Here is a 13,076-nt window from a genome sequence, read left to right on the forward strand (position 1 = left end):
TCAACGTGTGCACTTTAACCTATACATTTAGGGGAAAAGCCTATTTCCAACCCATACGCCATTCATTGTTTGATTTCAGTTCGCGCCAGTCTATTTCGTACTCGTTGTTGTTCATAACAGCTTCAATAACGCATTTGATGACGCTCTGGTTTTCATCAAACTCCACCATTGTCACCATAAAGTGTTTTTCTTTATTGCTCACTTGTAGATGCGTCCATTTGCTGTTCAATAGTGTTTTAGGGCTAATTTTGTTCACTGGTGGCCTCGTCTAAGTGATAACGCGAATAAGTTGATTGATTTGATTAGTTGATTAGTTGATTAGTTGATTAGTTTGAAAATGTGGCTGAAAACAGATCCAGAGTGAAATCATCCTCACTTTTTTTCTTGAATAAAAACCCAATCTCTTCGATGTTTTCCGATCTGAGATCGGGAGCATTGTCTATTTTTCTTCCTCGAAAAGTGGCTTGAAAATCGCTCAAATTAAAAGTCAGCGTTTGTCGTTGGTTCTCTTGAGTATCAAATTCATGGGCGTAATGAATGCGCTCTTCGCCAAAATTGCCCTTACGCTGGTTAGCGATGACTCTTACCTGATAACGCTGACCGTCTCCTGCTATGTCGAGTGATAACTGGTTAAGATCTGCATCAATGACATCAACCTTATGGAAAACAGCACTGAAGCCGCCGTTATTCTCTAAAGAAATGGCGCCTGAAAATCGAGTCTTCTCTGAGGTTAACACCACCGCGCCTTTTGACACTCCACCCATAACATTGTCGTTACTGACTCGCCAAAGATGACGATTATCTTGATTCGTAAAATCAATCATATAATTATTAACGCTCTGCTTTGATTGTTCTAAACCCATTCCTGACACCGAACGTATGCCTCCGCTCTCTTGGGCATACAGAGGATGTGCTAGTGAAGTGAAGATACCTGCAATCGCAACCTTTGTTAGAACACGGGATGTCAACATACTGAACTCCAACTGGCTACGGATCTATAAATAACTCTAGGCTCAAATATTTGTTTTCGAATAAATTCAACGAACAACTATTTAGCTATTCAGCTATTCAGCTATTCAGCTAACGATAGATAACGAAAGATAACCGAGAGCGTTTAACCACTCTCTTTTGCTAATCTCTCGTTCTCTTCATCCAATAATAAACCGGAAACTTTGCTTAGAAACACCTTGAGAGTGCTCTCTTCTTGATAATCAAAATCGTATAAGCCATGGAACACAAGAGATACGGTGAGATCTTGGTACATCAACCAACAGGTATAGCCATCAAAATCATGGGAAGCCCGAATACCACCAAACTCATAAACGCCATCTGATTTGGTGCCTTTTCTTGTGATTAGATTAAAGGCTCTGAGCAACTTTTGTTTTGTTACTTGATCAATTTTCATCGCGTATCCACGTTTATCCATTTATTGGTTTTATAGATACGCCACGAAGGAAGAGTTAGATCAATCGGCAAGAGATAATTCACGATAGTGAGGGCCTCTATTACATTGAACTAACAAGTAGAAAAGTCGGAAGGTTAACGATTACCCGTTAACCTTCCTCATTTAAAAACTCGACAAAGACACCAACTGCTGTGTATAGCTTTGTTGAGGATGACTGAACATTTGTTGTGTTTCACCCTGCTCTATAATCTCACCGTTTCGCATCACTATCGTGTAATGGCATAGCGACTTAACAACGTTAAGGTCGTGGCTGATAAACAAATAGGTTAAGTTATATTTCTGCTGCAATGATTTGAGCAAATCCAAGACCTGCGCTTGAACGGTTCTATCCAATGATGATGTCGGTTCATCGAGTAGAATAAATTCAGGTTTTAGAATCAACGCTCGCGCGATGGCGATACGCTGCCTTTGCCCACCGGAAAATTCATTGGGATAACGGAATCGTGTGTCTGGATCCAGATCCACCTCTTTCATTACATCACAAATCATTTGGTCAAGCGTTTGCTCATCGAGTGCTTGATGAACGGTGAGCCCCTCGCCTATCACTTGCGCGACTGACATTCTTGGGTTTAGCGCGGAAAATGGGTCTTGAAAGACAACCTGCATTTTACTGCGAAACGGTAACATCGCTTTCCGATCTAACCCTTGAAGTTCATGCCCTTCATAGGTGATAGAACCTTGAGAATTAACCAGTTTTAAAATCGCCATACCTGTGGTCGATTTACCTGAACCGCTTTCTCCTACTAGCCCAATAGAATGTCCTTGTTTTAACTCAAACGCCATATCAGTTACAGCTTTGACATGAGAGGTGACACGTTTAAACAATCCACTTGTTATCGGGAACCAGACCCGTAGGTTGTTAACATTGAGCAACGTTGGAGCCGTTTCTGAAACCTCTACCGGTAAACCTCTTGGATCTGAGTTGATGAGCTTGAGCGTATAAGGGTCTTTAGGCTCAGAGAAGACGGTTTTACTTTCACCCACTTCGACTAGCTCACCGTCCTTCATGACAGCAACACGATCGGCAATGCGACGCACAATACTCAGATCGTGGGTAATGAACAGCATTGCCATACCGAGTTCTTGTTGAAGCGCTTTCAAAAGATCGAGGATCTGCGCTTGTACCGAAACATCTAATGCGGTTGTAGGTTCATCGGCAATAAGAAGCTCGGGCTCGTTGATCAAGGCCATTGCAATCATTACTCGCTGGCGTTCACCACCAGACAGCTCATGAGGGTACGATAATATCTTTTGCTCTGGGTACCGAATCCCCACTTTGGTTAACCACGATACCGCCAATTCTTCGGCTTTTTTCTGTCGCACTCCTCGATGAATCGTCAGCGTTTCCACTAACTGCTTACCAATTTTGTGCAATGGATTCAGTGATACCATCGGTTCTTGGAAAATCATCCCAATTCGACCGCCACGAATCCCACGAAGCTCCCTTTCAGAGCAGCTTAAAATATCAATACCGTTAAAATTAATACTGCCACCAATATAGTGGGAAGATCCCTTTGGTAACAGTTTAAGGATTGAATTAGCGGTAACCGATTTACCCGATCCACTTTCTCCAACCAGGGCCAAAGTCTCGCCTTTATTAATGGTAAGCGACACCTTGCTAGTCACTTGCTCAATCTCCGTCTTTCGGCCAAAACCAACCGAGAGATCGTTGATCGTCAGAACGGTTTGAGGCGCATCGACTGTAGATTCGTTAGTCATGATTAACGACCTCCCTGAGCATGTGGGTCGAAGGCATCGCGAACCGCTTCCCCAACAAACACCAGCAGCGTTAACATCAACGACAACACCACAAAAGCAGAAATACCCAACCAAGGTGCTTGAAGGTTCGCTTTACCCTGCGCGAGAAGCTCCCCTAACGAAGGCGACCCTGCGGGTAATCCAAAACCAAGAAAGTCCAAGGAGGTCAGTGTCGTAACGGAACCGGACAAGATAAATGGCATCATGGTTAACGAGGCAACCATCGCATTCGGCAGCATATGACGGAGCATAATTCGCTTGTCATCCACGCCCATCGCTTGAGCCGCTCGAACATAATCAAAGTTGCGACACCGCAAGAACTCGGCTCGCACCACTCCTACCAAGCTCATCCAACTAAAGAGAACCATAATTCCCAGCAGCCACCAGAAATTCGGCTCAACAAAACTCGATAGAATAATCAACAAAAACAGTGTTGGCATACCAGACCAGACCTCGATAAATCGCTGCCCCATAAGATCAATCCAACCACCATAATAACCTTGAGTTGCACCCACGATGACGCCAACAATACTGGAGACAATCGTCAAGGCAAAACCAAACAGCACTGAAATTCGAAAGCCGTAGATAATTCTCGCCAATACATCTCGTCCTTTGTCGTCGGTGCCAAGCCAATTAACCGAATCCGGCGCTGAAGGAACACTACCTGCAATATCAAAGTTAATCGTATCGTAGCTAAAGCGGATAATTGGCCAAATAATGTAGCCTTTCTCTTCAATCAAATCGGTGACAAACGGATCGGTGTAATCGGCTTCTGTTTCAAACTCACCGCCAAACTCGGTTTCTGCGTATGGCTGAGCAATGGGGAAATACCAACCGCTGTCATAGTTGACCATTAGAGGTTTGTCGTTCGCAATCAATTCGGCAAACAAGCTTAAAAAGAACAGAACCCCAAACGCCCACATTGACCAGTAACCACGTTTGTTGGCTTTAAATCGAAGCCATCGTGCTTTATTCAGTGGATTCGCGCGCATTTTCTTAATCATGCTGTCTTGATTTTTAGTCATTGTGCCTTGTGCTTCATTCATATTATCGAGCCTCAAAATCGATTCGAGGGTCAACCCATGTATAGGTCAGATCGGAGATAATGCTCAAGACTAGCCCCAATAGCGTCATAATATACAAAGAACTAAATACCACCGGATAATCACGCTGAATGGTCGATTCAAAGCCAAGTAGGCCAATCCCTTCTAGCGAGAACATCACTTCAATAAGCATTGACCCGGTAAAGAAAATACTAATGAATGCGCTAGGAAAACCCGCAATAATGATCAGCATGGCATTACGGAAAACGTGTTTATACAAAATGGTATTTTCATCCAGCCCCTTCGCGCGGGCAGTGACGACATACTGCTTGTTAATTTCATCCAAAAACGAATTTTTGGTCAGCATGCTTAATGTGGCAAATCCGCCAATGACCATTGCAAACGTCGGCAACGCTAAGTGCCAGAAATAATCGAGAACTTGCTGATACCACGTCATTTGGTCAAAGTTGCTCGATACTAAGCCTCTGAGTGGGAACCAGCTGAAGTAATTGCCACTGGCAAAGACGATGATCAGAATAATCGCGAACAGGAAACCAGGAATGGCGTAGCCAATGATCACCAGTGCGCTTGACCAAACATCAAATCGGGAGCCATGATGGATTGCTTTTAATATGCCAAGTGGAATGGATATCAGATAAATGATTAACGTGCTCCACAGCCCAAGGGAGATAGAGACAGGCAAGCGTTCCACAATAAGATCGATCACATTGCCGCCTTTGAATAAGCTTTCACCAAAGTTAAACATGGCGTAGTTTTTTAGCATTTCAAAATAGCGAACATGGATCGGCTTATCAAAACCAAATTGACGTTTTATCTCTTCAACGACTTCAGGGTCAAGCCCTCGTGAGCCTTTGTAGCCCGAAGCTGTATCATCGGTTCCGGTAGTGAGTTCAACTTCGTTACCCCCACCAGAAAATCGCTCCATGATGCCAGAGTTGTGGCCTTCTAATTGCGCAATAGCTTGCTCAACCGGGCCACCTGGCGCAATCTGGATGATAAAGAAATTAATCGTAATGATCGCCCACAAAGTGGGGATCACCAATAATAAACGCCTAAATATATACGCAGCCATTGAACCCTCTTTTAACGACGTTTTTCAGGGAGTTTGGCGGCTTTCTCTTCAGATACCCACCAAGTATCTACCCCCAAATCGTATTTAGGCATCACAGCTGGTCGTTCAAATTTGTCCCAAGTCGCCACTCGATATTGACCAATATGCCACTGAGGAATGATGTAGTAATTCCACTGCAACACTCGATCAAGTGCACGGCCCAACATTAACAATTTGTCTGGGTTTTGCTGATTGGCAGAGATTTCACTGGTTAAGTGATCTACCACAGGATCCATAACCCCTGCGTAGTTGTAACTCGAATCAATGTAATTTGAGTTCCAAATGATCATTAGGTTTGGGCTTGGGTATGGGTTAGCAGAATATGATGCTGAAACCATATCAAAGTCGCGATCACGCCACCTTTTGACGTACTGAGTCGTATCAATAGTGCGGATTTTCATGTTGATACCCATGCGTTTCATGTTTTTTTGCACTGGAATCGCAATTCGCTCTGTGGTTGGGCTATAAATCAACAACTCGAATTCAAATGGCTGACCAGTTTCGACATTCGTCATTACCTTATCTTTTAATTCCCAACCCGCTTCTTTGAGTAATCGAAACGCGGCTCTCATTTCACTGCGAATTCGGCCAGAACCATCCGTTACTGGTGGCTGGTATTCGTCAGTGAACACGCTTGGGGAAATACGGTCTTTAAACGGTGTTAACAATGCTATTTCTTCTTTTGACGGCAACCCTTTCGCTTCGTAATCGGTATTTTGGAAATAGCTACGGGTTCGAGTGTATTGTCCGTAGAACATATTTTGATTCATCCATTCAAAGTCCAACGCATAATTTAACGCCTGTCGAACTTTAGGATCTTTAAAAATATCCCGCTGTGTGTTGAACACGAATCCTTGAGTAGATTGGGGACTTTGATGCGCAATCTCTTCTTTTTTTATGAAGCCTTTATCGAAATTTGTGCCAGTGTAAGAATTGGCCCAAAACTTAGCGGAACTCTCTTGTCGCAGGTCAAACTCGCCCGCCTTAAAGGCTTCCAGCATCACAGTATCATCACGGTAGTAGTCATACTGAATTTGCTTAAAGTTATTACGCCCAATATTCACAGGAAGATCAGAACCCCAATAATCATCGATCAATTCGTACGTGACACTCTGCCCTAATTTAAACGACTTAATTGCATAGGCAGAGCTGCCTACAGGAGGCTCAGAAAGGGGCTCAGAAAAGTTTTTATCTTCCCAAAAATGTTTCGGCAGAACACTCATGCCTTGAGCAAGGCTGAACAGTTTTTCTCGATTGGGTGTTTTCATCTCAATGCGAGCCACCAAATCACTGACGGCGGTGACTGATTTGACATCCTGGTAGTAGACTCGGTATTGCGGCACCCCTTCTTTATTGAACTTATCAAAAGTAAACGCGACATCATGAGCGGTTATGGGCACTCCATCATGGAATCGAGCCTTAGGGTTTATATCAATTTCTAGCCATGTATAGTCATCAGAATAACGAACTTTAGACGCAATCAAAGGGTAATACGCATCAATTTCATCGCTTGGGGAATACATCAACGTGTCATATAGCTCACCCGATTTTGCCGCAGGGACCCCACGTGATGCGTAGCGGTTAAAGTTGTCATAGGTACCAATTTGGCCATAAGTCACTTTACCAACTTTGGGGGCGTTTGGGTTTACATAATCAAAATGAGTGAAGTTCTCAGGATACTTTGCTTCCCCAAAGCCGACCAAGCGGGTTGTTTCAATAACGTTTGCTTGGACTCCCGTCCCCATCATCATCAGAATCAAACCTAAAATAAGACGCTTTTTCTGTCGCATGACCTCTCCCTTTGCATTCCTTGGCGCTTGTTACTATATATACGCTGCTTACTCGAGCGAATACACCCATCATTAATATCTATTAATAATTCAGTTACTTGGATAAGTATATACCCAAGCCTCATCAAAGCGAGGTTTTGTTCTGTCGAGTTTGGCTCGTAAACTCAACAGAACTGTTTTTAGAAACGCGATGGGCGATAGAAACGCGATAGTTAGATCGAAGAGTTCTCTAATTTTCTTCCACTCAACATCGATTAACGCCACAGAAACTGAACTAAGATCACAAAAAATTAGGAAATCAGATGCATTGCAACCGTAAACATCGCTATTTCTAGAATTGCGACTAAGGTTTGTATGTTGAATAAAAAATCAATCAATATTCACTAAACGTCAGTCTCCAGCTACGTAAACCCTATAGAAAATAATAACGGCTTATATCTCCAATTCTGCCTCGTACACGGTACGAGGCTTTTTTTTCTGCTTTGTCTATCTTTCCTAACGCTCAGCGGAATCTGAAATTATGAAATAGATATGAAAAAACCGCTGATACTTCAGCGGTTTTCATTAGTTCGTATTTTCATTTCACTTTTTGACACTCAATCAAGAGGTTAATTGACATCAATGACAATCTTGCCCCGGGTGCGCCCAGATTGGCTTTGTAAGTGCGCATCCACTATTTGTTCAAGAGAAAATCGATGTTCAATCAATGGTTTTAGAAGGTCAGCATCAACAAGTTGATTTAACGCTTTCAAAATTCGGCTACTTGGCTCAATAAAGACAAACGCCGAACGAACCTTATGCTCGTTTGCCACCGCTTCGTCAGGCTGATCAACCACAGACACGAGAATTCCATTTTCCTTCAACAGTGCCCAAGACGTCTTCTGAACATCGCCACCCATAGTGTCTAAAACAATATCAACGGATTCAATTTGCTCAATCAACGGGGCTTTCGCATAATCGACCGCTTGATCGGCACCTAATTCTTTCAACAAATCTAAGTTCACCGATGACGCGGTTGCAATCACCGTTGCCCCTTTTGCTTTCGCGATTTGAATGGCCAAGTGACCAACCCCACCCGCACCCGCATGTACAAGAACTCGTTGACCTGGCTGTACATCGGCAACATCCACTAAGCATTGCCATGCTGTGATACCTGCTAACGGTAACGAAGCAGCTTGCCCAAAATCAAGTTTGGTCGATTTCAGCACGGCCTCATCCGCTTTCACTGCAATGTAATCGGCGTAGCTTCCATTTCGAGTGATATCAGGGCGGCTAAATACCTCGTCACCGACGCTGAACTCTTTTACATTGCTGCCAACTTCAGCAACCACTCCAGCCACATCCCAACCTAACGTTAACGGAAGTTCGTAAGGGATAAAGCTTTGCAAGTATCCCTCTCGAATTTTCCAATCAACAGGGTTTATTGAAGCTGATTTTACAGAAATCAAAATATCATCGTCATTGATCTCAGGCTTATCTACATTCTCTAGTTTTAATGTCTCTGTGCCACCATATTGGTGAATTCGAACAGCGCGCATAAATTATTCCTATTGATGACTTGTTAGAAGCTCAGGCCCAAAACAATCCGCTCAGAACCTGTATCGTTAGTTATGATGGTCAAATGTCAGTGGTGTATCGCGAGTAATTATAGCTCAGCACCATTTACGGTTAACTGAACATCAATATTCCCACGTACCGCATTTGAATACGGGCACACTTGGTGAGCCGTTTTCACCAATTCAACCGCTTGGCCTTGTTCTAAATCGAGCTCTACCGACAAGCTTACCGTTAGTGCAAATCCACCGGTTTCATTTGGGCCAATGCCAACGGTTGCTGTGGTCGGGGCCGCTGCAATAGCCACCTTTGTTTCGCGGGCTACGTGTAAAATTGCATTAGAAAAACAAGCTGAATACCCCGCAGCAAAAAGCTGCTCTGGGTTGGTCGCTTCACCGCTTCCGCCCATTTCTTTTGGGTAGCTCAGAGCTAAAGACAGTTTATTGTCGTCAGTAGAAACTTGACCGTTACGGCCAGCGAGTGCGGTTGCTGATGTTGTGTAGATAGTTGTCATGATCTGAATCCTTTTATTTTCAATTGTTCTGGTCAGTATTTGTTTAAGTCGTTAGTGGCTTAATTTTTATCGGCTCGGTCTTGATTGGCCTGGTCTATACGTATTCAAACTGCTTTGGGTTCACTTTGAATACAATTTAAGTTGATGGCAATTAAATTGTGCACAACTTGATTTTCAACAATACTAATTGAAACAATCCAAGTGCGCAAGTATATTGTGCACAATTAAATTATTGAGATGGATCGTGAACATGAAGGAACCCAACGAAGAGAGCTACCTTACTCTGGATAACCAAGTCTGTTTTGCACTCTACAGCGCCTCAAATGCAATGGGGCGAGCGTATCAACCTCTCTTAAAGGCACTGGATCTCACTTACTTGCAATACATAGTGATGATGGTGTTGTGGGAAGAGAACGTCGTGAATGTAAAAACCCTAGGGCAAAAAACCCACTTAGACTCTGGAACACTGACCCCTCTTTTGAAGCGTTTAGAAACAAAAGGGTACGTGACTCGTACTCGCAGCGAAAAAGACGAACGCGTACGAGTTATCTCCGTCACAGAGTCGGGTACCCATTTACGTGAACAAGCCAAAAGTGTCCCTACTGAAATGATGTGTTTGTCTAAAATGAAGGTGGATGAGCTACTTAAACTCAAGCACGACTGTGAGAAGTTACTGGATAATCTCACCAAGTAGAGGGGGCATCTCGTTCACTCAGTTTCGCGGATCTAGCGCACTTGATGTGCACATAAAATCAACATTTGAGTGTACCTTGGCATCCAATGTTGCGACAAGGTTAATTAAATGGCCCAATACACTGTTAATATTGAGAAAAATCGGTATAGTTCTCGGCCAAATTCTTTAACCTAACTTTTACATGTACAACGCCCTATTTCGTCGAGCCATGATCTTATCTAGCCTATTGAGCTGGATGTTGATTGTATTGATGCCAGTGATTAATGCTCACGGTCAGTCGGCGGGCGTGTGGGCAACACTGTGTACGGCAAATGGATTTGAGAGAGTATTCATCCCTTCTCCCTCAAACGACCATGAGTTCGGTGCTAAAAGTAGCGGTGACAGTAGCGTTAGTGGCAGCGACCATGCTGGCTCACCTTGCCCTGCCAGTCATTTTTCTTACGATACTGATCCTTGCATCACTCCATTCTTAGTATCATTGCAAGTACGCCTAGCCAAAGTTCAGCTTTACCAAACGATCCAAATCTTCAATCACTCTACCCCCCTTTTACCTCGAGCCCCACCTACGTTCTTTCTTCCTAGTTAACCCCCGTTTACCTATACCAATATTTTATTCACAACACGCTTTGCGACTCGAGTTTTGTCGATGACTACTCGTCGCACTCGTGTTCAATGTGATCAATAAGGAAGAATTAATGTCTGTTCATTCAGAAAATAAAAATATGGAAGCTCAACAACTAAAGTCTCGCTACTTTTTAACTTGGCGATGGCATTTCTACGCCGGATTATTTGTTGTCCCATTCTTACTCATGCTCAGCCTTACGGGCTTAGTCATGTTATTTGACCAGGAAATTGAAACTGCCCGTTATGGCGATATTATTAAGCTATCTCCCGAGACGATTTCGCATGAAACATCAGCCAATACACTCTCTACAACATCGCTTGCTAAGCTGTCGTTATCTGAACAGCTTAATATCATTCAGCAAGCATTCCCTACCCATTCGGTCACTCAATTTATTCCGGCAAAAACAGCGGATGTTGCCAACCGATTTTCTATAAAAGACACGGATGGCAAGATTTTATTCGCCACGATTAATCCATACAACGGAGAGGTACTTGGCACCATTGATCGCAGCGACAGTTGGTATCAGTTAGCCAACGACATACACGGCACATTACTGATAGGCGATTGGGGAGACCATCTCATCGAAGTTGCGGCTAGCCTATGTATTTTGTTATTAGTCTCCGGTATATACCTATGGCTTCCGTTCGATAACGCCTCCAAAGCGGGTTTTCTAAAAATTCGGACAAGTAACGGTCCACGTATTTTTATGCGCGATCTACACGCAAACCTTGGCGGAACTTTATCGTTCGTTTTTCTGTTTTTCATTCTTTCGGGTCTCGCGTGGGCTGGGGTTTGGGGTGGAAAGATGGTACAAGCTTGGAGCACATTCCCTGCTCAGAAATGGGATGATGTGCCACTGTCAACACAGACGCATCAGTCACTGAACCACCTGGCAGAAGAAGAGTTGCCGTGGAACTTAGAACAAACGCCGCTGCCCGCCTCCAATCACGACCACAGCAAGATGGGAACAGATCATGCTTCTTCCCCAGCAGGACTGCAGATCCTCGATCGCCTCGAAGCCACTATCCATCAATTAGGATACACGCACTACAAACTGCATTTCCCTCGCGGGGTGCAAGGGGTGTTTACTGTGTCAGCCAATACAATGAGTGGTGACATTATCGACCCAACCCAAGATAGAACCACGCATATTGACCAGTATTCCGGAGAAATATTGGCCGATGTCAGCTGGGACGACTATGGTGTGATGGCCAAAATGATGGCAGCAGGCATAGCACTGCACCAGGGCGATATCAGCATCCTAAATAAAATCTTTAACGTTCTTTTTTGTGTCATGTTCATTGTTATTTCGGTAACTGGGGCGGTTATGTGGTGGATTAGGCGACCAAAAAATCGGGCCCATCTAGGTGTACCTCCAAGATTTACTCATCCTGGCACTTGGAAAACCGCAGCAGTAACACTTTCTCTGATATGTCTGGCGTTTCCGTTGGCAGGGGTGACCATCGTACTCACGCTGCTGCTTGACTGGTTTCTTTTTAGTCGATTTAAGTCTTTCGCTGCTTTAAAGAACTAACGCTGTATTTCACAGCTTACCACACTTAAAGCTCACCGCTGATTAACGAGAGATACTTATCAATATGGGAGCCATACAATCGTGTAATGCTCCCCAATTGGTATACTGCTCACTCGATCAATACTGAGGATAATGATGATATGTCGAAGACCGCAAAGATCCTTAATGAAGATAAGTTGGTAAAAAAGGCGTTAGACGTCGGTTTTAAGATGGCAAAACTGCAAGGGCTAAACTTGCCAAGCTCCTCACAACCCATCAAGATCAAAGCCGTGTATTTGTTCTTGGTTGAAGTTAACCAAATAACTCCGCTTCCTGCCGATAAGCTCGACGGAGCGAATATTAAAAAACGGTTAGCACTGTGGCTGCATAAAGCCCTTCCAGACAACGACCCCTTAAAATAAACAGGGCGTCAAATTATCCCAAAACCTCAGCGTTGCTCTTTGCAACGCTCTTAACTCGCCTTCAACCTCAATTCACTCTAGGAATGAAATGAATGTCTAACTATTCAGCAACGGTGCGCTGGGTTCGCGGGAAAGACGAACCCTTCAGTGATAATCGATACAGTCGAGCGCATCACTGGGAGTTTGATGGCGGCATCACTATCCCTGCCTCACCATCACCTCATATTGTACCTCTTCCCTACTCTGTAGAAGAAAATGTCGATCCCGAAGAGGCCTTTATTGCGGCTTTGTCGAGTTGCCACATGCTGGTCTTTCTTTCCATTGCTGCTAAACGTCAATACGTCATCGAAAGCTACGTAGATAATGCGGTGGGTATTCTAGAAGAAGATTCGCGCGGTAAAACATCCATAACAAAAGTAACGCTAAGACCGCACATCATCTTTTCAAATGATCGGATTCCTACCCTCAAACAACTTGAAAAAATGCACCATATGTCTCATGAGAACTGTTTTATCGCCAATTCGGTGAAGACTGATGTGGTGACGGAGATCATCACCTAAAGCTTT

General features: G+C 43.9%; 14 protein-coding genes. 5 read left to right on the forward strand and 9 right to left on the reverse strand.

The annotated features are described in order from the left end of the window. Positions 1-40 precede the first annotated feature (40 nt). The 9 genes from QF117_RS05730 to QF117_RS05770 form a co-directional block, all read right to left on the reverse strand. The gene (locus QF117_RS05730) at positions 41-256 is read right to left on the reverse strand and encodes a TIGR02450 family Trp-rich protein (RefSeq protein WP_282385286.1); all 216 of its coding nucleotides are present in this window, start codon (positions 254-256) and stop codon (positions 41-43) included. A 70-nt stretch (positions 257-326) separates the two neighbouring features. Next, positions 327-971 (reverse strand): CIA30 family protein, encoded by a 645-nt coding sequence (locus tag QF117_RS05735; RefSeq protein WP_282385287.1) that lies wholly within the window; start codon positions 969-971, stop codon positions 327-329. A gap of 143 nt (positions 972-1,114) precedes the next feature. Then, the gene (locus QF117_RS05740) at positions 1,115-1,405 is read right to left on the reverse strand and encodes a DUF3081 family protein (protein ID WP_282385288.1); all 291 of its coding nucleotides are present in this window, start codon (positions 1,403-1,405) and stop codon (positions 1,115-1,117) included. Positions 1,406-1,567: 162 nt separating this feature from the next. Further along, positions 1,568-3,184 carry an ABC transporter ATP-binding protein gene (locus QF117_RS05745; RefSeq protein ID WP_282385289.1) on the reverse strand — a complete coding sequence of 539 codons (1,617 nt, stop codon included), beginning with the start codon at positions 3,182-3,184 and terminating at the stop codon, positions 1,568-1,570. A 2-nt stretch (positions 3,185-3,186) separates the two neighbouring features. Further along, on the reverse strand, positions 3,187-4,215 hold the full coding sequence (locus QF117_RS05750; RefSeq protein WP_282386164.1) for an ABC transporter permease: 1,029 nt from the start codon (positions 4,213-4,215) through the stop codon (positions 3,187-3,189). Between the two features lie 55 nt (positions 4,216-4,270). After that, complete coding sequence (locus tag QF117_RS05755) at positions 4,271-5,359, reverse strand: microcin C ABC transporter permease YejB (RefSeq protein WP_282385290.1); 1,089 nt, start codon at positions 5,357-5,359, stop codon at positions 4,271-4,273. An 11-nt stretch (positions 5,360-5,370) separates the two neighbouring features. Then, positions 5,371-7,149: an extracellular solute-binding protein gene (locus tag QF117_RS05760; protein WP_282386165.1), complete on the reverse strand. Its 1,779-nt coding sequence runs from the start codon at positions 7,147-7,149 to the stop codon at positions 5,371-5,373. A gap of 647 nt (positions 7,150-7,796) precedes the next feature. Further along, the gene (locus QF117_RS05765) at positions 7,797-8,726 is read right to left on the reverse strand and encodes an NADP-dependent oxidoreductase (protein WP_282385292.1); all 930 of its coding nucleotides are present in this window, start codon (positions 8,724-8,726) and stop codon (positions 7,797-7,799) included. A 107-nt stretch (positions 8,727-8,833) separates the two neighbouring features. Beyond that, positions 8,834-9,256, reverse strand: coding sequence for an organic hydroperoxide resistance protein (locus QF117_RS05770; RefSeq protein ID WP_282385294.1), 423 nt, complete (start codon positions 9,254-9,256; stop codon positions 8,834-8,836). A 250-nt stretch (positions 9,257-9,506) separates the two neighbouring features. Here QF117_RS05770 and QF117_RS05775 point away from each other — a divergent pair, with 250 nt between their 5' ends. The 5 genes from QF117_RS05775 to QF117_RS05795 all read left to right on the forward strand — a co-directional run bounded on the left by QF117_RS05775 (position 9,507) and on the right by QF117_RS05795 (position 13,070). After that, positions 9,507-9,950: a MarR family transcriptional regulator gene (locus QF117_RS05775; protein WP_282385295.1), complete on the forward strand. Its 444-nt coding sequence runs from the start codon at positions 9,507-9,509 to the stop codon at positions 9,948-9,950. Between the two features lie 235 nt (positions 9,951-10,185). After that, a complete protein-coding gene (locus tag QF117_RS05780; RefSeq protein WP_282386167.1) occupies positions 10,186-10,536 on the forward strand; it encodes a hypothetical protein in 351 nt (116 codons plus the stop codon). A 109-nt stretch (positions 10,537-10,645) separates the two neighbouring features. Continuing rightward, complete coding sequence (locus QF117_RS05785) at positions 10,646-12,109, forward strand: PepSY domain-containing protein (RefSeq protein WP_282385297.1); 1,464 nt, start codon at positions 10,646-10,648, stop codon at positions 12,107-12,109. A 140-nt stretch (positions 12,110-12,249) separates the two neighbouring features. Then, the gene (locus QF117_RS05790) at positions 12,250-12,510 is read left to right on the forward strand and encodes a DUF5062 family protein (protein WP_026026777.1); all 261 of its coding nucleotides are present in this window, start codon (positions 12,250-12,252) and stop codon (positions 12,508-12,510) included. A gap of 92 nt (positions 12,511-12,602) precedes the next feature. Further along, positions 12,603-13,070, forward strand: coding sequence for an OsmC family protein (locus QF117_RS05795; protein WP_282385303.1), 468 nt, complete (start codon positions 12,603-12,605; stop codon positions 13,068-13,070). The last annotated feature ends 6 nt before the right edge of the window (positions 13,071-13,076 follow it).

Origin of the sequence: Vibrio sp. YMD68 (assembly GCF_029958905.1) — a bacterium.
GTDB lineage: Bacteria > Pseudomonadota > Gammaproteobacteria > Enterobacterales > Vibrionaceae > Vibrio.